This is a genomic window from Kitasatospora sp. NPDC127111, from assembly GCF_042677465.1.
Lineage (GTDB): Bacteria > Actinomycetota > Actinomycetes > Streptomycetales > Streptomycetaceae > Kitasatospora.
The window spans coordinates 1-26,114 of the sequence record NZ_JBHXTG010000092.1; the positions used below are offsets into that span (position 1 = coordinate 1).

Consider the following 26,114-nt stretch of genomic DNA (forward strand, 5'->3'; position numbering starts at 1 on the left):
CACAACACCCAAACCTCTATCCTTCTGGTTGGGGTGGGCTCGTTTTTTTTTATACGAGCCGGGGCGTGGTGGGGGGGGCCGTCCGCGGCCACCGCCCACGAGTGCGTCCGGCCACGAGTGCGTCCGGCCACGAGTGCGTCCGGCCACGAGTGCGTCCGCCCATAAGTGTGTCCGTTCAGGTACGCGCCCACCCGCGTGCGCCCACCCGCGTGCGCCGTCCCGCGCGTGCGTCCGCCCCCCGAGTGCGTCCGTCGCCCCGACGCCGTCCGGGGTGACGGCCGCACGGGTGCCGTGAGCCCGTGGGCGCGTCCGGGCCGTCCCGAGCCGCACCCGTCGGCGCGCGCACCCCGTCCGGCCAGGGCGCCCGTCGAGTCGTCACCCCTCGGCGGTACGGTTGCGCTCCGACAGTGCACCCCGCGCCCGGGCCCCGGCGGCCCGGCCGGCGAGGGGCTGCGGCCGCGGCAACCGGAAGGAAGGGCGCGATGTCAGCGGAGGAGGAGGGCCTGACCGGCCCGGGCGGGGCGATGCCTGCGCCGGGGGAGGAACCGGGTCAGGAGCCGAGGCCTGAGCCGCGCCTCGAACCGAGGCCCGAGCCCAGGTCCGTGCCCGAGCTGCTGCTCGGCCGCCCGCCGATGGCCCGCCCGCTGCCGTCCTTCGACGCCGAGGCGGCCCCGGCCGAGCCCGGCCCGCTCTTCGTGGACTGGCTCGCCACCGCCCTCGCGGCCGGGGTGCTGGATCCGCAGGTCGTCACCCTCTCCACGGTCGACGCCGACGGCCTGCCGGACGCCCGGGTGCTGGTGCTGCGCGACGTGGACGCGGCCGGCACCGGCTGGGTGTTCTCGGCCGCGGCCGACAGCCCCAAGGGCCGTCAGCTCGCCGACCACCCGGCGGCCGCCCTCACCCTCTACTGGCCGCCGCTGGGCCGGCAGGTCAGGGTCCGGGGCACCGTCGAACGGGCCGCCGACCAGGTCGCCGCGGCCGAGTTCGCCACCCGCTCGCCGGCCGCCCGGATCGGCGCGCTGGTCGGCCGGCAGAGCGAGCCGCTGGCTTCGCCGGCCGAGTACGACGAGGCGGTCGCGGTCGCCCGCCGCCGTCTGGAGGCCACCCCGGACGCCGTGGCGGCCGGGCACGCCGTCTACACGCTCTGGGCGCACGAGGTGGAGTTCTGGCAGGGCGACGCGGACCGCCACCACGTCCGGCTGCGCTACACCCGGACGGGCCCGGTCCGCACCCCGGAGTGGTCGCGGACGCTGCTCTGGCCGTAGGGCGTACGAGGCCGTGGGGCGCACGAGGCCGTAGGGCGCGTCCGCCCCGGCACCCGCCCGGAGCCCGGGCCGAGCCGTGCCGTGCCGGGCCGGGCGTCCGCCCCTCGGACGTTCGCGCAGCGGGTGCCCGGCGGGCGCCCGGGCAGCGCCCCCTCAGCGCCGCCCGGTGAGCGTGGCGCCGACGCTGGCGGCCACCACGCAGCCGATTCCGGCCAGCTGCGGCACGCCCAGCAGCTGGCCCAGCACCACCAGCCCGACCAGTGCGCTGACCGCCGGCTCCAGGCTCACCAGCACGCTGAACACCCGCTGCGGCATCCGTCGCAGGGCCGTCATCTCCAGCGCGTACGGGATCACCGGCAGCAGCAGCGACACTCCGGCCACCGAGAGCAGCAGCAGGAGCGGCGAGGCGCCCGGCGCGGTCAGCCCGCCCCAGGCCTGGCCGAGCCCGAACGGCGCCACTGTCAGCGCGCCGACCGTCATCGAGACGGCGAGCCCCTGGAAGCCCTGGAACGCGGCGCCGACCTTGTCCGTGAAGAGGATGTACGCGGCGTAGCAGGCGGCCGCCCCGAAGGCGTACGCCAGGCCGACCGGGTCGAGCGAGGACCCGCCCTCGCCGTGGCCGAGCAGCGTGAGCAGCGCCACCCCGCCGGCCGCCAGCAGCGCCCAGACCAGATGGCTGGCCCGGCGGGCGAAGACCAGGGCGACCGCGAGCGGGCCGAGGAACTCGATCGTCGCGGCGGTGCCCATCGGCAGCCGGTCGATCGCCCCGGCGAACAGCAGCGTCATCCCGGCGGAGGCCATGCCGAGCAGACCGGCGGCGGCCAGGTCGCGCGGACGGCGGCCGCGCAGCCGGGGCCGGGTGACGGCGAGCAGGATCACCGCCGCGAATCCCAGCCGGAGGAAGGTGGTGCCGCTGACCCCGAGCGGGCCGAACAGCGGCTTGGACAGCGCGATGCCGAGCTGGACGAGGAACATCGCGGCCAGACAGAAGAGCGGCGCCGGGATCCGCTCCGGGCGCCGCAGGAAATCCGGGAACCGCCGGCCGGTGGGCCGGGCGGGGTGCGTGCCCGGTGGCGTCCCGGGGCCGGGTGCCCCGCCTCGTCGCCAGCCACCGCGCTCGCCGGCGGGCTCGCCCTTGGGGGCGGGCGGCATGGCAAGGGCCTCGGCGACGGCGGCGGCCGGCGTCGGGGCGAGGGTTTCGCTGGGGTTGGGCGTGGGCATGCTGGCGAGTTTGCCGTAAGGAGTCAGGCCGGGGCAAGCTCGTTACAAAAATCGGGACGGATGCGGACGGGTGCGCCTGAAAGGGTGAGCTTCCCGGGCGCCCGCGGCGCGGCTGCCGCGATCGTCCGATGGTCCGTCAGTATCAAGGCGGGGTGCGCTATCTCCGCCCGGCGGCCATGGTCGCCGCCTCCCTCGTGCTCCTGCTGGCCGTCGACGGGACGGACGTGAGCGCCGAGGCGACCACCCCGGTGGCCGCCGCCGCGCCCCGCATCCGGGCCACCGTCCTGTCCGACCGGGCCGGTTCTCCCGCCCTCCGCGTCCGCGACCAGTACGCCGGCGCCGCCTTCGACGCCTGTACCGCGCCGCCGCTCGACACCCTGCGAGCCTGGCGCGACGCCTCCCCGTACGGCGCGCTCGGCATCTACACCAGCGGTTCCCAACGCGGCTGCGCCCAGCCGAGGCTCACCGCCGACTGGGTCCGCCAGGCGCGCGCGATGGGATGGCGGTTCCTGCCGGTGCACGTCGGGCTGCAGGCGCCGTGCAGCGAGCTCAAGAGCAAGCCGAAGAAGATCGATCCGGCGCGCGCCGTCCGGCAGGGCCGGGACGAGGCCGCCGAGGCGGTCCGCGGGCTCCGGGCCGTGGGGATCGGCCTGGGCGCCCCGGTCTTCCTCGACATCGAGGCGTACCCGCTGCACGACCCGGCCTGCGGCCAGGCCGTGGTCGACTTCGCCCTCGGCTGGACCCAAGGGCTGCACGCCGCCGGCTACCGGTCGGGCTTCTACTCCAGCCTCGACTCCGGCATCGCCGACATGGCCGCCGCCGCCCGGGCCGGCTCCTTCCCGATGCCCGACACGCTCTGGTACGCGCGCTGGGACGACCACGCCGACACCACCACCGGCGGCGGCGCGCTCACCCCCGAACTCTGGGCCGACCACCAGCGCGTCCACCAGTACCACGGCAACGTCGAGGAGACGTACGGCGGCGCCACGCTCACCGTCGACCGCAACCAGGTGGACGCCCCGCTGGCGAGCTGACGGTCCGGCGGACGGGGCGGATAGGGTGTCCCGTCGATCACAGGACGGAACCGGGCCGGCGGGTCCGGGCGGGCAAGGGGGGCGGCGTGACGGAGCGCCAGGGACATCACGGCGGCGTGAACGGCGGCGGCGGCCCGCAGCCACACCCGTACGCGCAGCAGCCGAACCCGTACGCGCACGGTGAGCCGTACGGGCAGCAGCCGAACCCGTACGGCCAGGGGGCGCCGCTCAACCCCTACGCGCAGCCGAGCCCGTACGGGCAGCAGCCGAACCCGTACGCGCAGCCGAGCCCGTACGGGCAGCAGCCGAACCCGTACGCGCAGCCGAACCCGTACGCGCAGGGCGGCGCACCCGTCCCGTACGCCCAGCCGGTCCCGGCCCAGCCCACCCCGGCCACCCCGCCGGCCCGGCCCGCCGCGCCCGCCGCGCCCGCCGCGCCCGCGTCGCCCGGCGCCGCACCGCCCGCCGACCAGTTCCCGGGCCCGGGCCCGCGCCGCAACCGGGCGGCCGTGCTGCTCCAGTTCACCCTCCAGTGGATCTACGCGCCGCTCTGGATCGCCGCCCTGGTGGCCCTGTTCGCGATCCTGCTGTGGAGCGGGGGCGGCGGCCCCTCCGGCCCGGACTCCGACGCCTGGCTGAAGGTCAACCGCACCTTCATCCCGCCGCGCCGCCTCAAGGCCGAACTCACCGGCCGCCCGGAGGACTGGGAGCGGTACCTCACCCCGATCCTCGAACGACGCATCCGCGCCGCCGAGACGAAGCACGCCGCCGGCGACGGCGAGGTCTGCGAGGACCTCAGCCGGGTGATGCGGGTCAAGTTCCCGGTGCGCCTCTACCGCGGCCTCGGCGCGGCCGGCGTCGTCCGGCTGGCCGAGCGGTACGGCTGGGAGGGCGGATCCGCGGGCGGCGGCACGGAGCGGGTCTGGATCCGCCGGGTGTTCCCCGCCCCGGCCCCGTCGTTCGCCCCCGGCCCGCACGACCCGCCGGCCGCCCCCGGTACGCCGTGGGGGCCGCGCCCGGGCCGGCCCGCCTTCCTGCTGCCGTTCATGTTCGTGCTGCAGATCGCCTACGTCCCCGTCTACGGCGTGCTCAGCCTGCTGATCTTCCAGGGCCGGCACCCCGAGCCCGACTACTGGGACCGCTGGGGCGCCCGCTGGGCGGTCGGCCCGTGCGCGTTCTGGGCCGAGTTCTCCGGCAGCGCCGCCGCCTGGGACCGCCACGTCCGCCGCGTCCTCAACCGCACCAACACGGGCAACGCCTCCCCGGGCGGCCGGCTGCGGATCAACCTCGCCACCTACCGGGGTGCCGGGGCGCAGCGGGCGCTGTGGATCGCGGCGGAGAAGGGCTACGTCCTCGACCCGGCCTACGCGCCGACGCCCGAGGTCTGCGTCCGCCTCCTCCACCGCCCCGCGGCCGCTACCGCCTGAGCCCGAGCGTCAGCCAGCCGAGGCCCGCGCACTCCCGGCAGGTCTCGGTGATGAGCCCCGTCCCGGACCGGTCCGCCCGGACGCCGAGCCGGGCCCGGGTCTGCACCCCGTCGGCGCAGCACGGGCACGGCACCCGGAATCCGCCCGCGCCCTGCCCGGTCCGGCGGCCGTCATGACTGTCGTTCATGCCCATCAGTATCGCCGCCGCCGCTCCCGCCCCCTCCCCGGCGGCGGGCCGGCGGCCGCGGCGAATCCGTGATCCTCGCAACGGGGCCGGGATGCTGACACCGGGAAGGGGGAGGGGCACAATCGGGCTCGACCCCCGCATTACCGTCCAGTAGCCGGGGAGTCGAGCCGCAGTGCCCCCGGTCGCAGTGCCCCGGTCAAGGAGGACCCGTGTTCAGCACGATGCAGGACGTACCGCTCACCGTCGCCCGGATCCTGAACCACGGGGCCACGATCCACGGCCGGTCGACGGTCACCACCTGGGACGGCAGCGGACCGGTCGTCCGGACGTACGCGGAGGTCGGGGCGCGGGCCGCGCAGCTGGCGTGCGCGCTGCGGGACGAGCTCGGGGTGACCGGGGACGACCGGGTCGCCACGCTGATGTGGAACAACGCCGAGCACCTGGAGGCGTACCTCGCCGTCCCGGCGATGGGGGCCGTGCTGCACACGCTCAACCTGCGGCTCCCGGCGAACCAACTGTCGTTCATCGTCAACCACGCCGCCGACCGCGTGATCATCGTCAACGGCACCGTGCTCCCGCTGCTCGCCGCCGTCCTCCCGGACCTCGCCCCCACGCTCAAGCACATCGTGGTCAGCGGCCCCGGCGACCGGTCGGTGCTGGCCGGCTTCGCGGGCACCGTGCACGACTACGAGGAGCTGCTCGCCGGCCGACCCGCCGAGTACCCCTGGCAGACCGACATCGACGAGCGCCAGGCCGCCGTGCTCTGCTACACCTCCGGCACCACCGGCGACCCGAAGGGCGTGCTCTACAGCCACCGCTCGGTCTACCTGCACTGCCTCCAGGTCAACACCGGCGACAACTTCGCCTTCACCCCGCGCGACACCGCGCTGCCGGTCGTCCCGATGTTCCACGTGAACGCCTGGGGCATCCCGCACGCCGCCTTCATGTCCGGCGCCAACCTGCTGATGCCGGACCGCTTCCTGCAGCCGAAGCCGATGGCCGAGATGATCGCCCGGGTGCGGCCCACCGTCAGCGCCGCGGTGCCGACCATCTGGAGCGGCCTGCTGGACGAACTGGACGCGGGCGACTACGACACCTCCAGCCTCCGCATGGTGGTCATCGGCGGCTCGGCCTGTCCGCCGTCGCTGATGCGGGCCTTCGAGGAGCGCCACGGCATCCGGGTCGTGCACGCCTGGGGGATGACCGAGACCTCGCCGCTCGGCTCCTTCGCCCAGCCGCCCGGCGGCCTCACCCCGGAGGAGGAGTGGCCGTACCGGGTGACCCAGGGCATCTTCCCGGCCTCCGTCGAGGCGCGGCTGATCGGGCCGAACGGCGAGCGGATGCCGCACGACGGGGTCGCGGCGGGCGAGCTGGAGGTGCGCGGGCCGTGGATCGCCGGGGCGTACTACGGCGGCGCCGGCCAGGACCCGCAGCGCCCGGACGACAAGTTCTCCGAGGACGGCTGGCTGCGCACGGGTGACGTCGGCACCATCACCGCGGACGGCTACCTGACCCTCACCGACCGCGCCAAGGACGTGATCAAGTCCGGCGGCGAGTGGATCTCCTCGGTGGACCTGGAGAACCAGCTGATGGCCCACCCGGAGGTCGCCGAGGCGGCCGTGGTGGCCGTGCCGGACGAGAAGTGGGGCGAGCGCCCGCTGGCCACCGTGGTGCTGCGGCCGGGGGCCACGGCCGGGCTGAAGGAGCTGCGGGCCTTCCTCGCCGAGCGGGTCGCCTCCTGGCAGCTGCCGGAGCGCTGGGCCGTCGTCGAGTCGGTGCCGAAGACCTCGGTCGGCAAGTTCGACAAGAAGGTGATCCGCGCCAGCTACGCCGCGGACGAGCTCGACGTCACGGTGCTCGGCAAGGACTAGGGCTCCACGCACCGAGGGCCGGTCACCCCGCACGGGGGTGACCGGCCCTCGGCCGTGTCGGCGTGTCCGGCGTGTCCGGGGGCGTTCCGGCCCGGGCGCCACCGGGCGCTCAGCCCGCGGCGGCGACGCCCGCCTCGCCCATGGCGCCGATCCGCCCGAGCAGGTCGACGATCCGCGACTGCACGTCCGCGGTGGTCGAGCGCTCGGCGAGGAAGAGCACCGTCTCGCCGGTGCGCAGCCGGGGCAATTCGCGCGGGTCGAGGTCCACCGAGGTGTAGACGACCAGCGGGGTGCGGTGCAGCCGGTCGTTGGCGCGCAGCCAGTCCAGCAGGCCGACCCGGCGGCGGCGGATCTGGAAGAGGTCCATCACCACCAGGTTGGGCTGCACGCTGCTGGCCCGGGAGACGGCGTCGTTCTCGTCCACCGCGTGCTCGACGTGCATGCCGCGCCGCTCCAGGCTGCTGATCATCGCGGCGGCGATGTCCGGGTCGCCCTCGACCAGCAGGACGCGCGGGGCGTGGTGCTCGCCGTCGCGCGGGGCGAGCGCGCGCAGCAGGACGGCCGGGTCGGCGCCGTACGCGGTGTCCCGGGTGGCCTGGCCGAGGCCGGCGGTGACCAGGACCGGGATCCGGCTGTTCAGCGCGGCGGTGCGCAGCGACTGCAGCGCGGTCCGGGTGATCGGGCCGGTCAGCGGGTCGACGAAGAGCGCGGCGGGGAAGCCGGCGGCCTGGGCGTCCACCTCCTCGCGGGAGCGGACGATCACCGGGTGGTAGCCGCGCTCCTGCAGGGCCTGCCGGGTGGCCGGGTCGGGCTCGGGCCAGACCAGCAGCCGGCGCGCGCCGCCGTCCCCGCCGGGGGCGGGCTCGGGCCGGCCGGCGACGGGCAGTTCGGCCACCGGGCGCGGGGCCTGCCGGGCCTCCTGCACGGCGGGCAGCTGCGGTGCGCCGGCCGGGACGGGGACGGCGGCCGGGACGGGCACGGCGAGGGCCGGCGGTGCCTGCGGCGGGACCGGGAAGACCTCGCCCGGGCCGGCCTGGCCCGGCGCGCTGGCGGGAGCGCCCTGGTCGGCGGGGACGCCGGGGGCGTGCAGCGGGCGCGGCGGCGCGAGCTCGGCCAGCCCGGTGCCGACCGGCTGCGGGGTCTCGCCCTGGCCGGCCGCGGCCGGACCGTTCGCCGCGGGCGCGGGCAGCGCGGGCAGGGCGGGGGCCAGTGCCGGGGTGGCGGGCTCGGGGGCGGCCGGGCCCTGGGCCTCGGTGCCGGGGCCGGGCGGGACGGCCAGCCGGCGGCGGCGCCCGGTCGGCGCGGCGGCCGGTTCGGGCAGCGCGGGCGCGGGCCCGGCGGGCAGCGCGTGCTCCAGGCCCGGGTAGACGGGGGTGCTGGGGTCGGGGACGCCGGGCAGCGCGAAGCCGCCGGAGGAGTCCTCGTTGGCGGGCAGCGCCCGGCGGCGGCGGGACGGCTTCGGCTCCGCCCCGCCGTCGGCCTCCCGGCCGGACTCGGGGGCGACCGGGGTGCCGCCGGCGGGGGTCCCGCCGACCGGGGTGCCCTCCGCGGGGGTTCCGTTCACCGGGATGCCGCCGGCCGGCGTGCCGTCGGGCCCGGCCGGGGTTCCGGTGGCGGGGCCGAGCGCGAGCGGCCCGCGCCGACCGGCCGCGTCCGCCTCGGCGGCGTGCCGCTCGTCGCGGCGGTCGTCCGTGCCGTTCGGGCCGTCAGCGCTGGTCGGGCCGTCGACGGGCACCGCGTAGGCGGTTCCCGACCGGCCGTCGTCCTTGCCCCACGGGTCGGTGGGCTGGGCCGTCGGGCCGCCGAGGCCCTGCCGCCCGTACGCGGGGTCGTTGCCGGTGCCGTGCCACTGCTCGGGGACGGCCCGCTCGACCCGGGCCGGAGCCTGCGGCCACTGGTCGGCGGCCGCGTTCTCGCCGGCCGGAGCCGCGGACGGCCCGGCCGGGAGGGCGTTCGGCGGGACGGGCGGCTGCTCGGGGGCCGGCCGGCCGCGGCGGCCGCGCCGCTCGGGCACCGGCTCCGCGGCGGGCTGCTCGCCCGCGCCGGGCTCGGCGCCGGGCCGCTCGCCCGTCCGCTGCTCGTCCGCGGCCGGGGCACCGGCCCGCAGCTCCGGGGCCGCCCCGGCCGCGTCGCCGGGCGCCGCCTCGGCCTCGTCCTCGTGGTGCCGGGCGGTGGGCAGCTGCGGGATGCCCGGCAGGTCGGGCAGGACGGCGGAGTCGCTCTCCTTGGGGCGGTCGGAGCGCCCGTCGGCGGCCGCGCGCTCGGCGGCGGCCTTCGCCGCGGCCGGGTCCAGCGGCAGCTCGACGACGTAGGTGGTGCCGGCCTTGCCGGGCATCTCGTGCGGCTGGAGCACGCCGCCGTGCCGCTCGACCACCGCGCGGGCGATCGGCAGGTGGACGGGGCTGCCGCCGCGGCCGGGGCCGCGGATCTCCACCCGGGCGACCTCGCCGCGCTGGGCGGCGGCGAGCACCACCATCGGCACCTCGGGGGCGGCCGGCGGCAGGGTCTGGGCGCCGGGGACCGCCAGGCCGGGGGAGGGGTCGCCGGGCACGGCGTCCAGCGACAGCGCGACGCCGCTGACGTCGGCGACCAGGTGGGCCAGGGCCTGGGCGAGCCGCTGCCGGTCGGCGATCACCTCGACGGCGGCGGCGTGCACGGAGAACCGCACCCGGCCGGCGCCGACCAGCTCGCCGGCGTGCTCGACGGCCTCCCGGACCACCTCGTCCAGCGCGACCGGGACGCGCTCGGCGGCCTTCCGGCCGGCCTTGCCCTCGCCCTTGCCGTCGGCGGTGCCCGGCCCGGACGGCGTCTCGCCGGCCTCGGACCGCTGGTGGGCGAGCACGCCGTCGATCAGCTTGCCGAACCGGCGGCACTCGTCGGCCAGCCGGCGCAGCGTCCAGTTGGCCTCCGGCCAGAGCTGGCCGGCCGGGTCGGCGGCGAGCGCGTCGATCCGCCGGTGCAGCGCGGTCAGCGCGCCGCCCAGCTCGCTCTCCAGGACGGCGGTGAGGTGCTCGTTGCGGGCGATCAGCGCCAGTTCGCGGCTGCGGTCGGTGAAGGTCATCACCGCGCCGACCAGCTGGTCGCCGTCCCGGACGGGGGCGGTGGTGAGGTCGACGGTGACCGGGCGGCCGTCCTTGCGCCAGAGCACCGTGCCGCGCACCCGGTGCTTGCGGCCGGAGGTGAGGGTGTCCAGCAGCGCGGACTCCTCCAGCGCCAGCGGGGTGCCGTCGGCCCGGGAGTGCTGGATCAACGGGTGCAGCTCGCGCCCGCCCAGCTCGCTCGCCCGGTACTCCAGGATGTGCGCCGCGGCCGGGTTGACCAGGACGCAGCGGCCTTCGAGGTCCACGCCGAGCACGCCCTCGGCGGCGGCGCGCAGGATCATCTCGGTCTGCTTGTGCTGCCGGCGCAGCTCCGCCTCGACGCCGAGCCGGCTGGAGAGGTCGCGCACCAGCAGCAGGAGCAGGTCGCTGGAGGAGGGCGAGCGGGAGCCCTCGCGGTACGGGTCGTACGGGACGAGCGGGGAGAGCGCGTAGCCGCGGCCCTCGCCGCCGTCGTCGGCGAAGTCGTTGCCGGAGACCTCGACGGGGAAGGTGGTGCCGTCGGTGCGGTGGGCGGTCATCCGGACGGGGCGGTCGAGCGCCTCGCCGTCGCGGGTGGCCGGCCGCATCGAGCCGGGGATCCGGCTGGGATCGAACTCGGGCAGCAGGCCCAGCACGCCCATGCCGACCAGCGAGGTGCCGGGGGCCTGCAGCGCCTGGACCGCCGCGCTGTTGGCGTCCACAACGGTGCCGTTGCTGTTCACCAGCAGCAACGCGTCGGGCAGGGCGTCGAGTATGGCGGCGAGGCGAGCAGCGCCTCGGATCGGCCTGCTGCTCACGTCGACAGGTCTCCTCGGCTCAGGGCAGCTCCTCCGGAGACGGCAGTATCTCATTCTTCTTTGCGGCGGGGACGACCCGCCTAGTAACGTTGTCGGTGGTTGGTGCCGAGCCCTCGGGTTGTGGCATCATCACAGGCACACGGAACGGGTCCGCCCTGCGGATGCGGTCCATGTGGGGAGGCTTCGCCTAGTCCGGTCTATGGCGCCGCACTGCTAATGCGGTTTGGGTCTTAAAGCCCATCGAGGGTTCAAATCCCTCAGCCTCCGCCAGCCGGGAGCCCCGTCGACGATCACGTCGGCGGGGCTTCTCGCATGTCCGGGCCGGGTGGCCGGGCGGGGCCGGATCAATCGATTTCGCCCCGCGTCGCAGGTCATGTAATGTTGTCCCCGCACCGCCCCGGTGGAACGTTCACCAGGGCGAGCGCTCATAGCTCAACGGATAGAGCACTTGACTACGGATCAAGAGGTTGCAGGTTCGAATCCTGCTGAGCGCACCAAACCCCGCAAGATCGGATTCGTCCGGTTCTTGCGCTCATAGCTCAACGGATAGAGCACTTGACTACGGATCAAGAGGTTGCAGGTTCGAATCCTGCTGAGCGCACCAGCGAGAAGCCCCCGGCCAGTGGCCGGGGGCTTCTTCCGTTCCGGCCGAGGAGCCGGCCGGAGGGGCCCGGCGGCCCGGTCCGGCCGCAGGTCACGGTGAGGTACCGGCCGGGTGCGGACGGGTACCGTCCGCAGCTGCCGGGCACGGGCGGGTGCCGCCCGCTGCCGCCGGTCCGATGGCCGCCAATCGAGTGGGACCCGGCCGAGCGTGCAGGTGTCGCGGTATGACCGGCCCAGGATCGTGATTCCGTTTTGTCAGATCTTGTGCCCAGATTGCCCGGCCACCGGTCTTCGGCCACGCCCACGGGCCACCCGGGCAGCCGACACCGGAGGAGAGCCGGATGAGCCGACAGATGTTCCGCGACGCCGCCCAGTCCGCTCCGGCCCGGCACCGGCGCGGCACCCGGACCGGAGGGGAGGGCCGCCTCCGCACGGCGGCCGCCGGCGCCTCGGCCGCCCTGGCGGCCGGACTGCTGATCGGCTGGAACCCGCCGCCCTCCGTCGCCCAGCAGTCCCCCGACACCTGGCTGGGCGACCAGCGCGCGGTGCTGCCCTCCGGGCTCACCGTCCGGCTCGACCTCTCCGCCGCCCCCGGTGCCGCCGTCACGGCCGAGCCGGGCGAACTGCCCGACCGGGCCGGAGGGGGGCGGGCGGCCGCCCTCTACACCGACGGCGTGCGGCCCGGGGATCCCGCCCAGACCTTCCGGATCTCCACGGAACGTCCGCAGGCGGACGGTTGCTGGCGGACCGTCGGGACGCTTCGGATCGACTTCTCCCGCCCGGTCCGGAATCCCCGGCTGCACATCGGCGGACTCGCCGGAATCACCACCGGGAGAACCGGCGGCACCAGCACCGCCACCCGGCTGACCCTGACCGGCGGCTCGCCGAGCGCCCCCACCCTGGTCAACCGCACCGACTGGCCCGGCTGGACGGTCGACGACAACACCCTCGCCCCCGCCGGGCCGGACGGCGGCACCGACGCCGTGGCCGGGTCCGCGGCCGAAGGCACCCTGGAGCTGGCCGGCACCTTCCGCACCGCCGTCTTCCGGGTCGAGCAGCGCTCCACCGCACGGGCCGGCTCCACCGCCCCGCCGGAGCCGCTCACCCAGGCCTACACCGTCACCCTGGACGAGGGCGTCGGCACCGCGCCGCAGGGCTACGGCAACGCCTCCCACCTGGTCTCCGACCTCTTCCTCGGCGCCGACGCCGGCAACCCGACCCGGCGGCCCCCGCGGGCGTCCGGCACCGGCCCGACCGGCCCGACCGGCCCGACCGGCTCGACCGGCCCGACCCGCCGGAGCGCGGACGCGGCCGACGAGCCGCTGGTCCAGCTCGACCACGGCGCCGCGCGGCGCAGCGTCTGGTCCAACCCCGCGCCGCCGCTGCTCCAGCCCGGGCGCGGCGAGTACCTCGGGGCCGACCCGTCCGTCAGCTACCCGGCGGAGGCGGCGATCGGCCGCTACTACCGGCTCACCGTCCCGGTCGCGGTGGGCGGGGCGCCGGCCACCCTGGCCGGCTGGATCGACTTCGACCGGAACGGGCGCTTCGACCCCACCGAGCGGGTGCAGACCGAGATCCAGGCCGGCGCCGACACCGCCGTCCTGGAGTGGACCGTCCCCGGCAACGCCGCCTCCGGGGAGACCTGGGCCCGGCTGCGGATCGGCCGGGACCCGGCCCAGCTGGTGCCGGCCGGCGGCTTCGCCGACTCCGGCCAGGTCTCCGACCAGCGGATCCGGCTGACCGTCGGCGCCGCCCGGCCCGAGATCGTGGCCCCGGTCGACGGCACCGTGCTCTCCGACGCCCGCCCGCAGGTGCGGGGGGAGGGGGCGGTGGCCGGCGCCACCGTCGAGGTCCGCGAGGGGGAGACGACGCTCTGCAAGGCCCGGGCCGAGAAGAACGGCGACTGGTCCTGCCGGCCGGACGGCGCGCTCGCCGCCGGCGCGCACAGCCTCACCCCGGTCGAGACCACCGGCGGCGGCATGGTGCTGCGCGGCGAACCGGTCCGGATCACCGTGAAGACCACGCCGCCCGCCGCCCCCGTGCTCACCCTCCCCGAGTACACCAACGACCCGGGCCTCCAGCTGACCGGCACCGGCGAGCCCGGCAGCACCGTCTCGGTCACCGACCAGCCCGCCGCCGGGACCCGCGGCGGGGCCGGCGCCGACCTGTGCAGCACGGCGGTGCGGGCCGACGGCGGCTGGTCCTGCCTGCCGGTGGAGAACCTGCCGGACGGGCGGCACCAGCTCACCCCGACGGCCGTCGACGCGGCCGGGAACCGGACGACGGGCCGGGCCGTGGCGCTGGTCGTCGACACCGTCGCGCCGGACCGGCCGGTGCTGACCGTGCCGGCCGCCGGGGAGACCGTCCAGGTCGCCCGGCCCAAGCTGGCCGGGCGGGCGGAGCCGGGGTCCAGGGTGATCGTCACCGCCCGGTCGGGCAGCGCGGCCTCGGACGAGCGGATCATCGCCTGCGGGGCCACCGCGGCCATCGACGGCAGCTGGACCTGCACGGCCAACCGGGACCTCGTGGACGGCGAGCAGTGGCTGGTGGTCACGGCGACCGACCAGGCGGGCAACGGGACGTCGGCGGAGGCGGTCGCCGTCCGGGTGGCGGCGGCCGTGACGCCGAGCCCGGCGGCGCCGACGGCTTCGGCGCCGAGCCCGACGGCGTCGCCCACGGCTCCGGTCTCGCCCACGGCGTCGGTCTCGCCCACGGCGTCGGTCTCGCCCACGGCTCCGGCCACGGCGTCGGTCTCGCCCACGGCTCCGGTCTCGCCCACGGCTCCGGCTGCGGCGTCGCCCACGGCTCCGGTCTCGCCCACGGCTCCGGCCACGGCGCCGCCCACGCCGTCGGCCTCGCCCACGGCGTCGGCCTCGGCCACGGCCTCGCCCACGGCGCCGACCACGCCGACAGCGCCGACCGCGCCGACTACGGCGACCGCGCCGACTACGGCGACCGCGCCGGCCCCGGCGCCCTCGGTGACGGCGTCGCCCACGGCGTCCGCTCCGTCCTCCTCACCGGCGGCGCCGTCCCCGGCCGCGCCGACGCCGTCCGCTCCTGCCGCCGACCCGGAACCCGGACCCGTGCTGGAACTCGTCCGGCCGGGCCTGTTTCCGATCGTCGTCCCGGTGGTTGGCCAGCCGGCCGTCCACCTGTCGGTGCCCCGGGGCTCGGCCGGATCGCCGGGCCGTGTCAGGACGAGCCCCCGGATGAGTCCGAGCCCGAGCCCGAGCCCGAGCCCCGCCGTCACCCCATTGCCGTCACCGTCCCGGTTCGTCTCCGCCCCCGCCTCCGCCTCCGTTTCGCCGTCGTCCACGGCCTTGCTCAGTCCCTGGCCGTCCCGGTCCCCGTCCCCGTCCACCGCTCGCGCGGCGGAGGTGTCCGCCGCACGGCCGTCCGGCGAGGCCAGCCGGGCGCTGGCCGTGCCGCCGGCCGGGCCGACCATCGGGGCCGGGGCGGAGGCCTCGCAGGCGGCGGTCGACCGGTCGCGGTCCGAGGGCTGGCGCGGCGGCCTCGCCGGGGTCCTGCTGCTGATCGCCGGGGCCGGGCTGATCACCCGCCGGGTCTTCGCCCGGGGCCCCGGGGCGCGGCGGCGCTGAACCAATCCGACCATCCGCTCATGTGCCTGCGCGTCAGGTCCGGGCTTCAGATGATTCGTCAGTAAATGTCGACACGCACTATCTCAAATGTCGCATTTGATGACGTATGAACTTAGCCTGACTCTGGCACTGCCCGTCAGATCCGGGCCGCCCGTTGCGCGACACACCGAACCCGAGGATCCGTGCATGGACGTCACCCGCGATTCTTCGCAGCGACCCGACAACCTGCCCGAGGCGCCGCCGCCGGCCCTGCCGGAACGTTCCGCCTCCGGCTCCAGCCCGCTGCTCCGGAAGCCCCGGCCGACCGCCGCGCCCAAGGTGGCCAAGCGGGCCGACCACGGCCCGGCCATCACCCCTTCGGCGGTGCTCCCCGGCCCGGTGGGCACACCCGTCGACCTGCGCGACCCGCTGGAGACGGCCGGGCCCGAGACCGTCGAGCTCCCGGAGGCCACCCCGGCCGGTGCGGTCGCCGCCTCCACCTCCCGCCGCCCCCCGCGCGCCGACCAGGCGTTGCGGGAGCACGGCGCCGCCGTGCTGCCCGGCTGGATCGCCCTGCTGGCACTGCTGCTCGGTCTGGCGGGCGTGCTGCTGGTGCTGCTGCACGCCGGGGTCGTCCCGTCCTGGGAAGGGCTGCCGGACCTGCGCGGCCCCGCCGCACGGGCGAGCGGCGCGGCCGAGGTGGACGCCGGGTCGATCGCCGCGGTCACCGCCGCCGGCCTGCTGGTCGTCCTCTCGCTGGCCGGGCTGCTGGCCAACGCGGGCGGCGAGACCCGGGTGCTGACCCGCTGGGGCCGCTACCGCGGCACCGTCCGGCGCACCGGCCTGGTCTGGGTCAACCCGCTGCTGCGCCGCCGCCGGGTGGACGTCCGGCTGCGGCACTGGCGCAGCGAGCCGGTCAAGGTGGTCGACCGGACGGGCACGCCGATCGTCGTGCGGCTGCTGATCGTCTGGCGGGTCAAGGACACCGCCCGCGCGCTGCTGGCGATCGAGGACCACGAGGGCTACCTGCGCGAGCAGGTGCAGGCGGTGCTGACGCGTACCGCGTCCACGCTGCCGTGCGACAGCAACGCGGCGCCCGGCCCGGCGCTGCGCGACGGCCAGTGGTTCGCCGACGAGCTGACCCGGTCACTGGCGGCCGAGGTCGCCCCGGCCGGCCTGGAGGTGTACTCGGTGCAGCCGCTGGCGCTGGACTACGCGCCCGAGGTCGCCGAGTCGATGCGGCGGCGCCGGCTGGCCGATCTGGACGCGGGCCTGCGCACGGTGCTGGTGGACGACGCGGTGGAGGCGGCGGCGCTGGCCGTCCGTCGGCTGGAGCGGGCCACCGCGCACGAACTGGACGAGGCCGCGCGCAGCGCGCTGATGGAGCAGCTGCTGGTCGCCTTCGTCGCCCCGGCCGGAGTGGCCGCCTCGGTACCGCCCCCGGCCGCCCGGGCCGGGCGGAAGGAAGGACGACCGGCATGAAGATAGCCACCGGCACGGAAGTCGACCTCGATCCCAGCCTCGGAGCCGAGCTCGACTTCGACCCCGAGCTCGACTTCGAGGCCGAGCTCGACGGCTTCGACGCCGACGCCGCGCTGATCGGCTTCGAGGAGAGCCTCGGCAGCGTCCCCGCGGTCGCGGGCTGCCGCTGCCCGAACTGCGCGGCCCGGCCGCGGACGGCGCGCCCCGCCGCGGCGGCCGGTGGCGGCCGAATACACCGCGCCGTGCGGAACACGTGCCTGGCGACCACCGTGCTGGCCGGAGCCGGCGTGGTCGGCCTGACGGCCGGGGCCGGATCGGCGCACGCCGCGACCGGCAAGCAGGGCTGGGACGGTTCCAAGTACTGGTTCAAGAACGCGAAGGGCGAGTGGCGGTACACCAGCCACTACGACGTCTACGCCAGCCGCACCGGGAAGTCCGGCCAGGCCGGCCAGCCCGGGAAGTCCGGCCAGGCCGCTCAGTCCGGCAAGTCCGGCGGCTCCACCGGGACCGCGGCGGCCGCCTCCGACGGCTCGGCGGCGTCCGCCGGGACGCGGCAGGGCTGGGACGGCTCGAAGTACTGGTTCAAGAACGCGAAGGGCGAGTGGCGGTACACCAGCCACTACGACATCTACCTCGCCCGCACCGGCGCCACCGGCGGCGGTCAGACCACCGCGAGCCGGCCGTCCTCGGAGGGCGCGTCGGACTCCGACGGCGTCGAGGCGGCGATCGGCTACGCACTCGCCCAGCTCGGCAAGCCGTACGTCTGGGGAGGCGACGGTCCGTCCGGCTACGACTGCTCGGGGCTGGTCCAGCAGGCGTACCTGCGCGCCGGGATCGACCTGCCGCGGGTGGCCGACGACCAGTACGCGGCCACCACACCGATCGGTGCGGGGCAGCTGCGCCGCGGGGACCTGCTGTTCTGGTCGGACAGCGGCCGCGCATCCGGCATCCACCACGTGGGGATCTACCTGGGCGGCGGCAAGTTCGTCGAGGCGCCCCGGCCGGGGAAGACGGTGCGGGTCTCGACCGTCAGCAGCGGCTTCCGTCCGACCCACTTCGGCCGTCCGTAGGCGGAGCGGTCGCGGGCCCCCGGCGGGTACGTTCCCGCCGGGGGTCTTGCGGCGTCCTCCGGACCGGTCGTCATTCGGACGGAGGCGTCCACGCGGTTTCCGGCGCGACCCGTCGGCGCAACCGCCGACGGCGCGGCCGGCGCCACCGCCGACGTAAGGATTTCGCCGGGCGGGGGTGGGGAGAGCGTGGTGGGGGAGGGTCCGGGGTGTCGGCCGAGGCCACGGATTCGTTAGAGTCCCTGCCATGGCTGACAACGACTACGACCCCGCCGGCAGCACCCAGATGTTCCGGGCGTTCGTCGACGAGAGCCCGGCACCTCAGGCACCGGGCTCCGTCTCCACCTACGGCAGCAACAGCGGCAGCCGGACCGGCGTCATCGCGGTGGTCGCCGTGGTCGCGCTCGCCGTGCTGGGTGCCGTCATCTGGCTGGCGGTCAAGTAACCACCCCCGGGAGCGGAGAACCTCCCCGGGCACACGACCGTCCCGGGGCAGGTGACCTCCCGGGCCGAGCAATCCGCCCGACGGAGTGCCTGGCGGACCGGCCGTCCCGCTGACCACCGGTTCAGCAGGGCTTCCGCCAGGCGTCCAGTTCGAGCTTCTTCTGCATCGAGCTGAGGCCCAGCGGCTTCGTCCTGTCGCAGAACTTCTCCGTGCCGAGCTTGTACTCGACGTGGAAGACCGCCTTGCCCGCCTGGATGAACGGCGCGAGCCGGGCGCACTCGTTGAACTGCGCGCACTCCTCGTTCACGGCGAAGTCGAAGTCGGGCAGCAGGGCGGGGATCTGGTCCAGGTCGTTCTTCAGGCCGATCGCCATGCCGCGCTCGTGCGCGAGCGAGGCCAGCATCCGGTTGTAACGGAGCTGGTCGTCGGGGGTCAGCGGGAAGCCGCTGTTCTGGTTGTAGGCCTCGATGGTGTCGGGTTCGACCGCGTCGAAGCCCTTCTGCCGGCACATGTCGAAACGGGCGGCCATCAGCGGCTTGAGCTGGTCGAGCTTGCGGATGTCGAACCACTTCTCGCCCTTCCAGCCGTTGCCGGAGCCCTGCAGGGCCTGGGCGAAGGCGGCGGAGTCGGGGCGGAAGTCCTCCCAGGAGCCGGCGTTGATGTAGCAGATCACCTTGCGGCCCTTGGCGTGCAGCGCGGCGACGGTCGCGGCGTCGGTCTCGAAGCCGTCGATGTCGTAGACCGGGACGTCCACCGACTGGTCGACGCCGCCGCCGAGTTGCCACTGCCAGGCGAGGCCGGGCGTGGGCTGCCAGCGGGTGCCGGACGGCTGCGACGGGGTGCCCGGCGTACCCGCCGTACCCGGGGTGCCGGGGGTGCCCGGGGTCCCGGGCGTGGGGCCGGGAGCGGTCGGCGTGCCGGGGGTGCCCGGGGCGGCCGTCGTGGGTGCGGACGGGCTGCCCGGCACGGGTGCGGCGGTGGCCGCGGGCGGCTGCGCGCCGGTGGCGTCGGCCGAGGGATCGCTCTCGTCGTCCGGGCCCGAGCTGCTGCACGAGGTCGCCAGCAGGGCGGTGGACAGGGCGAGGCTCAGGGCGAGGGCGGCCGGCAGCGGCCGGGTGCGGCGGGTCACGGTACTCGAACTCCGGATCGGGTCAGGTCGGTTCGGCGACGGCCAGGCCGTGCGGGAGGGTGGTCCAGGGGTTCTCCCCGGCACCCGGGACGGCGCAGCCGATCCCGGCGCGGCGGGCGGCGATCAGGGCGACGGCGTCCCGGGCCTGGTCGGCGGGCACGTCGTACACCAGGTGGCAGAACCGGGCGGCGGCGTGCCGGCCGGTCCAGAGCGGCAGGGTCATCTCGCGGTAGGCCGTCCAGTCGCCCTCGAAGGTGACCAGCAGGTCGGCCAGGCCGACCTCGGCGTACCCCGGATCGGGGTGGTCGCCGTGGCCGAACACCACGGTGGCGCAGCCGGCGGCGCGGGCCGCGGTGGCGAGCCGGCGGTAGTGCGCCAGCGCACCCGGCTGGGTGGAGACCTGGTCGAGGTAGACGCCGGTGATGCCGTGCCGCTGACGGTAGGTCAGGATGTCGTTGACCACGGCGGCGTGCGGCCGCCGGCCGTACGCGGTGTCGGCGTAACCGAGCAGCGGGAGGCCGGCCGCGCGCAGTTCCTCGGCGGCGTCGGCGAAGACGTGGTCGGGGGCGTCGCCGGGGCCGTCGGCCAGGTTGAGGACGACGGCGGCGATCCGGTCCGGGCCGGCGGCGGCGACCGCCCGCCAGGCCGCCGGGTCCACCGCGGGGTGGACGTACAGCGGCACCAGCAGGCGGCCGTCGAGGTGGCTCGCGCCGATCATGCGGTGACCAGCGGTTCGGTGCTGAGCCAGAGGTCGCGCAGGGTGTCGGCGAGGTCGGTCTCCGGATGCCAGCCGAGCTCCCGGGCGGCGGCCGAGACGTCGGCCTGCTGCCAGGAGACGGCGGCCGAGCGCTCGGAGCCGGCCCCGCTCTCGTCGATCCGGCCGGCGAAGCCGGCCGCCGCGACCAGGCCGTCGGCGATCGCCCGGACGGGCCGGGCCCGTCCGGAGGCGAGGTTGAGCACCCGGGGCAGCGGGTGCTCGGCGGTGACGGCCAGGCCGACCGCGCGGGCGATGTCGCGGGCGTCCACGAAGTCGCGGTGGGCCGAGAGGTCCCCGACCTCCACCACGCCGTCGACGCCCTCCGGCAGGGCCCGGCGCAGCTCGGCGGCGAGCCGCCCGGGCAGCGAGCCGGCCGGGGCGCCCGGGCCGACCGGGTTGAACACCCGCAGCACCACGGCGTCCAGCGGCGAGCCGGCCACCGCGAGGGAGCCGGCCAGCTTGGTGGCGCCGTAGACGCCGACCGGGCGGGCGTCGGCGTCCTCGGCGAGCGAGGAGCCCGGCTCGCAGACGCCGTACTCGCCGGCCGAGCCGATGTGCACCAGCCGGGCCTTCGGGGCGCCCTGGGCGACCGCCTCGCAGAGCACGGCCGGGCCGCGGGCGTTGACCTCGGCGAGCTTGGCCGCGCTGCCGGAGACCGCGCCGGCGAAGTTGACCACCGCGTCGGGTGCGAGCGCGGCGAGTTCCTCGCCGAGCGGGCCGGCCTGGGCGGTGGCCAGGTCCAGCCGCAGGTCGTGGTCGGGCCGGCGCCCGGCGGTCAGCACGGTGGCGCCGGGCAGGGACCGCAGGACGGTGGCGGCGTGGCGGCCGAGGAAGCCGTCCGCGCCGAGCAGCAGGATCCTCACGCGGCCCGTCCGTCGTTGTCGGAGCCGCCGGCCGCGGCCACGGCGGCCGGGACGCCCTGCCCGGCCGCGTCGTCCTCGGTGCGGGCGGCCGGGATCGGTACGTCCTGCCCGTCCGGGACGGCGTACAGGCCGCCCTCGGGCGCGCCGGGCATCAACTGCGAGCGGATCAGCGCGAACTCGGCGTTGGCCCGGTCATAGTCGTCCGGGCGGCCGATGTCGAGCCAGTAGCCGCCGAACTCGTAGGCGGACGGCGGGGTCTGGGCGGCCAGCAGGTCCAGCACCAGCTCGTCGAAGCCGAGCGGCAGGCCGGGGGAGTACTTGGCGAGCGCCGAGCGGGAGACGCCGTAGACGCCCATCGAGACCCGGTAGTCGATGCTCGGCTTCTCCTGGAAGCCGGTGATGGAACCGGACTCGGTGGTCAGCACGCCGAAGTCGATCTTCACCTGGCGGGCGTAGGTGGCGATGGTGAGCGGCGCCCCGGAGGCCTCGTGGTGCTTGAGCACCCCGGCGAAGTCCAGGTCGGTGAGGATGTCGCCGTTCATCACCAGGAAGTGCTCGGGCAGCCGGTCCTGCATGGTGAGCAGCGGGCCCATGGTGCCGAGCGGGGTGTCCTCGACGGCGTAGCCGACCCGCAGCCCCCACTGGGAGCCGTTGCCGACGTAGGCGCGGATGATGTGACCGAGGTGGCCGATGGCCAGGGTGACGGTCTTGAAGCCCGCGGCGGCGAGCTGGCGCATCACGATCTCCAGGATCGCGTGCTGGTCGCCGATCGGGACGAGCGGCTTGGGGAGCGCGGTGGTGTAGGGGCGAAGGCGTACGCCCTTACCGCCGGCCAGGATCACTGCGTGCATGGTGTTTCCCCCACGGAAGATGGTGCTACAGGAGCCTTTGGTTGTCGGTCGAACGGTGGTGCCGGGGAGGCGTGGCCGATCAGACGTTGTAGATGTCGGTCTTGTAGCGCGCCAGGTTGGCCGGGTCGCGGAAGAACTCGATGGTCTGCTCCAGGCCCTCCTCCAGGGAGAACCGCGGGGCCCAACCGGTGGCGGTGCGCAGCCGGGTGGCGTCGGCGACCAGGCGCATCACCTCGGAGTTGGTGGGACGGATGCGCTGCTCGTCCTCCTTCACCGTGACGTCCACGCCCATCAGCTTGCCGACCAGGGTGACCAGGTCGCCGACCGAGATCTCGCCGCCGGTGCCGGCGTTGAAGGTCTTGCCGACCACGGTCTCGGCCGGGGCGGTGCCGACCGTGCGGAAGGCGTTGGCGGTGTCCTTGACGAAGGTGAAGTCGCGGGTGGGGCGCAGGTCGCCGAGGGTGATCTCGGTCTCGCCGGCCGCCAGCTGGGCGATCACCGTCGGGATGACGGCGCGCATCGACTGGCGCGGGCCGAAGGTGTTGAACGGGCGCAGCGTGACGACCGGGGTCTCGAAGCTGGCGTGGTAGCTGTCGGCCAGACGGTCCCCGCCGGCCTTGGAGGCCGCGTAGGGGGACTGGGTGTTGATCGGGTGGTCCTCGGTGATCGGCACGGTCTGCGCGGTGCCGTAGGTCTCGCTGGTGGAGGTGTGCACCAGGCGGGGGATCTCCAGGTGGCGCACGGCCTCCAGCACGTTGAGGGTGCCGGTGACGTTGGTGTCCACGTACGAGTGCGGGGCGCGGTAGGAGTACGGGATCGCGATCAGGGCGGCCAGGTGGTAGACCGCCTCGGTGCCCTTGACCAGGCCGTTGACCGAGCCCGGGTCCCGGACGTCGCCGAGGACGATCTCGACCGAGTCCAGCACCTCCTTGGGGAGGGTCTCCAGCCAGCCGAAGGACGAGAAGGAGTTGTACTGGACCATCGCGCGGACCTGGTGGCCGTCGGCGACCAGCGTTTCGACGAGGTGGGAGCCGATGAAGCCCTCGGCTCCGGTGACGGCGACGCTGCTCATGGTGACTCGCTTTCTGTTGGGGACGGCCGGGTGTGGACGGTGCGTGGTGGCCCGGCCCGGTACGGGTGGTGCGGCAGCGCCGAGCGGACTCAGCGGTGCTTGGTGGTGCGGCCGAGGACGGGCCCGGCCACGGCGGTGAGGACGGCGGCCGCGGCCCCGCAGCCGATCAGCTGCAGGACGGTCGGGTCCGCACCGGCCAGCAGCGCGGCGCACTCGGCGCCGGCGGCTGCCAGACAGATGAGGGCGGTGCTCCAGCTGAACCCGAAGGCGTTCAGCAGCAGCGCCAGCCAGAGCGAGCCGCCCAGCAGCAGCAGCGCACCGAGCTCCGGGACGCCGAGCGCCGGGGCGCCGGGCCAGAGCACGGTGGCGGCGGCGTCCAGCGCGGCCACGGTCGTGAGGTAGATGAACAGGCAGCCGAGCAGCACGCCGCCGGTGCGGCGGGCGAACGCGGCCGGGGTGTGGCTGGTCCGCAGCGCGGCCACGGCCATCGCCCGGTAGCGGAAGAGCAGCCACTCGGCGAGGCCGAGACTCAGCGTCAGCGCGATCATGGCCGGCCCGGTCGGGCTGGCGGACGCGCCCTCCGCGGCCCCGGTGCGGACCGCCTGGTGGACGGTGGTGCCGAGGCCCGCGATCAGGGTGAGGGTGCCGACCGCCAGCCCGAACAGCAGGTGCGGCAGCTCGTGCCCGAGCGGCAGCCTCAGCACGGTGGCGTCCTGCTCGCTGCGCAGGCAGCGGAAGATCTCCCGGGCGGCCAGCCCCACCGCCAGCGCGAGTGAGGACAGCAGCACGACGGTCCGGACCGGTTGCGGCACGTCCACGGCGAGCACCACGCCCGCGCCGACCGCGGACGGCGCCAGCGCGAGCAGCAGGAACTTCTCCCGGCCGAGCACCAGCAGCACGGTGGCCGCCGCGAGGTAGCCGGACTGCCCGGCGGCGAAGCAGAGCGCGCCGAGCGGGCCGCCGACCACGTACCCGGCGGTGGCCGCGACCAGCGCCCCCGCGGGCGCGCCGACGGCCAGGCAGAGCCCGGCCGCGCGGCGCCGGCCGCGGCCCAGCCAGGCGTACGAGCGGTGCGCCAGCGCCTGGTTCCACGACCAGCTGACCAGGGTGGCCACGGAGAGCGCGAGCATCCCCGAGGGGAGGCCGAAGCGCATCCGGGTGGCCGCGAACAGGTTGGCGCCCAGCAGGTAGCCCAGCCCGGGCAGGGCGAAGACCAGGCCGCGCACCACACAGCGCCAGGGGTCGGCCCGCCAGGGGTTGGCGAACTCGGCGCTCGGGCCGGGGTAGCGGCGCTCGACCTTCTCGAACAGCTCCTCGGCGACGGTGAACGCGTCGGGGCGGCCGTACAGCAGCGCCGCCTGCTCGTCGGAGAGGCCGTCGGACTCCAGGAAGGCCGCGATCTCGTACGGGTGGACCGCGTCGGCGCAGACGTCGGCGAGCCGCGCGGCGAGCTCGTCCAGCGGGTCGGGCGAGAGGTCGAGCTGCTCCGCCGCGGGCGCGGGGGCCTGCGTGGGCAGCACCGGCCGGCGGCGCTTGCGCGGGAGGGTGCGGAGCTGCACGGTCTGCTCGGCCCAGTCCGGACCGGCCTCGTCGGGCACCAGACGGAGGGGGCCGCTCATGCGCCCACCTCGCTGCGCTCGGCGGCCGCTTCGCGGTGACCGCGCCTCCTCATGGTTCGCTCGCTGCACTCGCTCATGCGCCCACCTCGCTGCGCTCGCCCACGACCACCGGTTCGTCCCAGCCGGCCGGGGCGCCGCCCTGGACCGCGACCACGCCGTTCGGCAGCCAGCGGGAGGTGCCCAGCAGCTCGGTGTAGATGCCGCGGAAGCCGTCGATGTTCTGGCGGAGCGTGAACTGCTCGATCACCCGCAGCCGGGCCTGCTCGCCCAGCCGGGCGCGGCGCTCCGGGTCGCGCAGCAGCTCGATGGCGGCGGCGGCCATCGGTTCGGGTTCGCGGGGCGGGACGACCAGACCGGTGTCGCCGACGGCCTCGCGCACGCCGCCCACGTCGGTCGAGACGGTGGAGCGGCCGCAGGACATCGCCTCGATCAGGGTGAACGGGAAGCCCTCGCTGATGCTGGAGAGCATCACCACGTTCCCGGCCGCGTACGCGTCGGTGATGTCGGCGACGCGTCCCTCGAAGGCCACCGAGTCGGCGACGCCGAGCTCGGCGGCCAGCGCTATGCAGCCGTCCCGGTAGGCCTCGCCGCCCTTGGGCGTGCCGCCGAACAGCCGCAGCCTGGCCTCGGGTATCTCGCGCCGCACGATCGCGAAGGCGCGGATCAGCGTCTCCAGGTCCTTGATCGGGTCGACCCGGCCGGCCCAGCTGAGCGTCGGGATCTCCGGCTCCGGCCCGGCGGGCGGGAAGGCCGCCGGGTCCACGCCGTTGTAGACGGTCCGGATGTGCGCGGACGGGGTGCCGCCGCGCTCCTCCCAGCGCCGGTTGTACCGGTTGCCGGGGGTGACGAGGGCGGCCCGCCGGTAGCTCTCCTCGGCGAGCATCCGGTAGAAGCCCAGCAGCAGCGCCTTGACCGGCCACCGGTACGGGCCGGTGCGGTAGCCGAGGTAGCGCTCGCGCAGGTAGATGCCGTGCTCGGTGAGCAGGAACGGCACGCCGTACTGCTGCGAGGCGATCAGCCCGGGCAGGGTGGCCAGGCCGCCGCTCGCGGCGTGCGCGACCCCGTCCTTGGGCGGCTCGACCGACAGCGGGCGCAGCGCGTGCTCCAGCAGGTCGGTGGCGTTGAGCGCGTCGTGCAGGGTGGGCCGGGAGGCGGCGGTGGAGAGGTAGTCGCGGGTCCAGACGTGCTGGAGGGTGCGCAGGGCTCGTTCGCTGCGCAGCGCCGGGCTGAGCAGTCCGCGCCGGGCGAGGTCGGCGAAGCCGTACAGCTCGGTGCCGAAGTGGGTGGTGTAGACCGGGTCCAGGACGGAGTGCAGGAAGCGCTCGTACGCGTTGAGGAACCGCCGCAGCTCCTTGCCGCGCGGGGCTCTGCCCTCGGTCGCCGGCCCCCAGAGCGGCGCGGTGGTGACCGACCGCACGTTGGCGGGCAGCTCCCAGGCCAGCGGTTCGTGCCCGGTACCGGTGACGGCGATGATGTCGAAGTCGACGTCGGGCATGCCCTGGACGAGCTGGTCGCACCAGACGCTCACGCCGCCGTGCTGGTGCGGGTACGTCCCCTCGGTGAGCAGGGTGACGCGCATCGCTTCCCCCCTCCTGTCCTTGCGTCAAGCGCCCGGCCTGGACGGCCGGGCAGGGTGTCCGGTGGTGGGGGGGGGGGGGGGGGCGCCCCCCCCCCCCCCCCCCCCCGCGGGGGGGGGGGGGGGGGGGGGGGCGGCGGGGTGGGCGGGGGGGGCGTGCCCCCCCCCCCCCGCGGCGGCGGGGGCGGGG

General features: G+C 75.9%; 17 protein-coding genes, 3 tRNA genes and 1 pseudogene. 11 read left to right on the forward strand and 10 right to left on the reverse strand.

What is annotated here, in order from left to right; translation table 11 throughout:
* Nucleotides 1-602: 602 nt before the first annotated feature.
* Entirely contained in the window at nt 603-1,265 is a 663-nt protein-coding gene (locus ACFVHB_RS35570) for a pyridoxal 5'-phosphate synthase (protein WP_380330641.1), read from the forward strand.
* A 153-nt stretch (nt 1,266-1,418) separates the two neighbouring features.
* On the opposite strand, the gene ACFVHB_RS35575 is transcribed toward ACFVHB_RS35570, so the two are convergent.
* On the reverse strand, nt 1,419-2,486 hold the full coding sequence (locus tag ACFVHB_RS35575) for a DMT family transporter (RefSeq protein ID WP_380330644.1): 1,068 nt from the start codon (nt 2,484-2,486) through the stop codon (nt 1,419-1,421).
* Between the two features lie 152 nt (nt 2,487-2,638).
* Between ACFVHB_RS35575 and ACFVHB_RS35580 the strand changes: the two genes are divergently transcribed.
* Both ACFVHB_RS35580 and ACFVHB_RS35585 read left to right on the forward strand, forming a co-directional pair.
* Nucleotides 2,639-3,520 (forward strand): DUF1906 domain-containing protein, encoded by an 882-nt coding sequence (locus ACFVHB_RS35580; protein WP_380330647.1) that lies wholly within the window; start codon nt 2,639-2,641, stop codon nt 3,518-3,520.
* Nucleotides 3,521-3,606: 86 nt separating this feature from the next.
* Nucleotides 3,607-4,947 carry a hypothetical protein gene (locus ACFVHB_RS35585; RefSeq protein WP_380330649.1) on the forward strand — a complete coding sequence of 447 codons (1,341 nt, stop codon included), beginning with the start codon at nt 3,607-3,609 and terminating at the stop codon, nt 4,945-4,947.
* On the opposite strand, the gene ACFVHB_RS35590 is transcribed toward ACFVHB_RS35585, so the two are convergent.
* On the reverse strand, nt 4,937-5,134 hold the full coding sequence (locus ACFVHB_RS35590) for a hypothetical protein (RefSeq protein WP_380330652.1): 198 nt from the start codon (nt 5,132-5,134) through the stop codon (nt 4,937-4,939). The genes ACFVHB_RS35585 and ACFVHB_RS35590 overlap by 11 nt on opposite strands.
* 209 nt (nt 5,135-5,343) lie before the next feature.
* On the opposite strand from ACFVHB_RS35590, the gene ACFVHB_RS35595 reads away from it, so the two are divergent.
* On the forward strand, nt 5,344-7,005 hold the full coding sequence (locus tag ACFVHB_RS35595) for a long-chain fatty acid--CoA ligase (RefSeq protein ID WP_380330654.1): 1,662 nt from the start codon (nt 5,344-5,346) through the stop codon (nt 7,003-7,005).
* A 109-nt stretch (nt 7,006-7,114) separates the two neighbouring features.
* Here ACFVHB_RS35595 and ACFVHB_RS35600 read toward each other — a convergent pair whose 3' ends face one another.
* Nucleotides 7,115-10,882 (reverse strand): PAS domain-containing protein, encoded by a 3,768-nt coding sequence (locus tag ACFVHB_RS35600; RefSeq protein ID WP_380330657.1) that lies wholly within the window; start codon nt 10,880-10,882, stop codon nt 7,115-7,117.
* A gap of 176 nt (nt 10,883-11,058) precedes the next feature.
* On the opposite strand from ACFVHB_RS35600, the gene ACFVHB_RS35605 reads away from it, so the two are divergent.
* The 7 genes from ACFVHB_RS35605 to ACFVHB_RS35635 all read left to right on the forward strand — a co-directional run bounded on the left by ACFVHB_RS35605 (nt 11,059) and on the right by ACFVHB_RS35635 (nt 18,057).
* Nucleotides 11,059-11,152: transfer RNA gene (locus tag ACFVHB_RS35605), tRNA-Ser, on the forward strand.
* Between the two features lie 151 nt (nt 11,153-11,303).
* Nucleotides 11,304-11,379, forward strand: a tRNA-Arg gene (locus ACFVHB_RS35610).
* A 31-nt stretch (nt 11,380-11,410) separates the two neighbouring features.
* Nucleotides 11,411-11,486, forward strand: a tRNA-Arg gene (locus ACFVHB_RS35615).
* Nucleotides 11,487-11,826: 340 nt separating this feature from the next.
* Entirely contained in the window at nt 11,827-15,084 is a 3,258-nt protein-coding gene (locus tag ACFVHB_RS35620; RefSeq protein WP_380330660.1) for an Ig-like domain-containing protein, read from the forward strand.
* Nucleotides 15,085-15,270: 186 nt separating this feature from the next.
* Nucleotides 15,271-16,545, forward strand: a complete 1,275-nt coding sequence (locus tag ACFVHB_RS35625) for an SPFH domain-containing protein (protein ID WP_380330662.1) — start codon at nt 15,271-15,273, stop codon at nt 16,543-16,545.
* Nucleotides 16,542-17,615 carry a C40 family peptidase gene (locus ACFVHB_RS35630; protein WP_380330665.1) on the forward strand — a complete coding sequence of 358 codons (1,074 nt, stop codon included), beginning with the start codon at nt 16,542-16,544 and terminating at the stop codon, nt 17,613-17,615. The genes ACFVHB_RS35625 and ACFVHB_RS35630 overlap by 4 nt, the downstream gene beginning before the upstream one ends.
* 244 nt (nt 17,616-17,859) lie before the next feature.
* A complete protein-coding gene (locus ACFVHB_RS35635) occupies nt 17,860-18,057 on the forward strand; it encodes a hypothetical protein (RefSeq protein WP_380330668.1) in 198 nt (65 codons plus the stop codon).
* A 121-nt stretch (nt 18,058-18,178) separates the two neighbouring features.
* Here the strand turns inward: ACFVHB_RS35635 and ACFVHB_RS35640 are convergent, their stop codons facing one another.
* The 7 genes and pseudogenes from ACFVHB_RS35640 to pelF all read right to left on the reverse strand — a co-directional run bounded on the left by ACFVHB_RS35640 (nt 18,179) and on the right by pelF (nt 25,927).
* A complete protein-coding gene (locus ACFVHB_RS35640) occupies nt 18,179-19,186 on the reverse strand; it encodes an endo alpha-1,4 polygalactosaminidase (protein WP_380330671.1) in 1,008 nt (335 codons plus the stop codon).
* Nucleotides 19,187-19,208: 22 nt separating this feature from the next.
* Nucleotides 19,209-19,904, reverse strand: coding sequence for a spherulation-specific family 4 protein (locus ACFVHB_RS35645; protein ID WP_380330673.1), 696 nt, complete (start codon nt 19,902-19,904; stop codon nt 19,209-19,211).
* Nucleotides 19,901-20,806, reverse strand: a complete 906-nt coding sequence (locus tag ACFVHB_RS35650) for an NAD-dependent epimerase/dehydratase family protein (RefSeq protein WP_380330675.1) — start codon at nt 20,804-20,806, stop codon at nt 19,901-19,903. Before ACFVHB_RS35650 ends, ACFVHB_RS35645 begins: the two co-directional genes overlap by 4 nt.
* 140 nt (nt 20,807-20,946) lie before the next feature.
* A pseudogene (locus ACFVHB_RS35655) lies at nt 20,947-21,657 on the reverse strand (NDP-sugar synthase); the annotation flags it as partial.
* 79 nt (nt 21,658-21,736) lie between these two features.
* On the reverse strand, nt 21,737-22,729 hold the full coding sequence (locus tag ACFVHB_RS35660; RefSeq protein WP_380330678.1) for an SDR family NAD(P)-dependent oxidoreductase: 993 nt from the start codon (nt 22,727-22,729) through the stop codon (nt 21,737-21,739).
* 89 nt (nt 22,730-22,818) lie between these two features.
* Nucleotides 22,819-24,348, reverse strand: coding sequence for a hypothetical protein (locus ACFVHB_RS35665; protein WP_380330681.1), 1,530 nt, complete (start codon nt 24,346-24,348; stop codon nt 22,819-22,821).
* A gap of 73 nt (nt 24,349-24,421) precedes the next feature.
* The gene (pelF, locus tag ACFVHB_RS35670; protein WP_380330684.1) at nt 24,422-25,927 is read right to left on the reverse strand and encodes a GT4 family glycosyltransferase PelF; all 1,506 of its coding nucleotides are present in this window, start codon (nt 25,925-25,927) and stop codon (nt 24,422-24,424) included.
* Nucleotides 25,928-26,114: the final 187 nt, after the last annotated feature.

Excerpts from the sequence above, each read along its gene's own strand:
- ACFVHB_RS35630 (WP_380330665.1), top strand. The coding sequence starts at position 16,542 with ATGAAGATAGCCACCGGCACGGAAGTCGACCTCGATCCCAGCCTCGGA.
- ACFVHB_RS35665 (WP_380330681.1), bottom strand. The coding sequence starts at position 24,348 with ATGAGCGGCCCCCTCCGTCTGGTGCCCGACGAGGCCGGTCCGGACTGG.
- ACFVHB_RS35590 (WP_380330652.1), bottom strand. The coding sequence starts at position 5,134 with ATGAACGACAGTCATGACGGCCGCCGGACCGGGCAGGGCGCGGGCGGA.
- pelF (WP_380330684.1), bottom strand. The coding sequence starts at position 25,927 with ATGCGCGTCACCCTGCTCACCGAGGGGACGTACCCGCACCAGCACGGC.
- ACFVHB_RS35575 (WP_380330644.1), bottom strand. The coding sequence starts at position 2,486 with ATGCCCACGCCCAACCCCAGCGAAACCCTCGCCCCGACGCCGGCCGCC.
- ACFVHB_RS35625 (WP_380330662.1), top strand. The coding sequence starts at position 15,271 with ATGGACGTCACCCGCGATTCTTCGCAGCGACCCGACAACCTGCCCGAG.
- ACFVHB_RS35645 (WP_380330673.1), bottom strand. The coding sequence starts at position 19,904 with ATGATCGGCGCGAGCCACCTCGACGGCCGCCTGCTGGTGCCGCTGTAC.
- ACFVHB_RS35620 (WP_380330660.1), top strand. The coding sequence starts at position 11,827 with ATGAGCCGACAGATGTTCCGCGACGCCGCCCAGTCCGCTCCGGCCCGG.
- ACFVHB_RS35660 (WP_380330678.1), bottom strand. The coding sequence starts at position 22,729 with ATGAGCAGCGTCGCCGTCACCGGAGCCGAGGGCTTCATCGGCTCCCAC.
- ACFVHB_RS35635 (WP_380330668.1), top strand. The coding sequence starts at position 17,860 with ATGGCTGACAACGACTACGACCCCGCCGGCAGCACCCAGATGTTCCGG.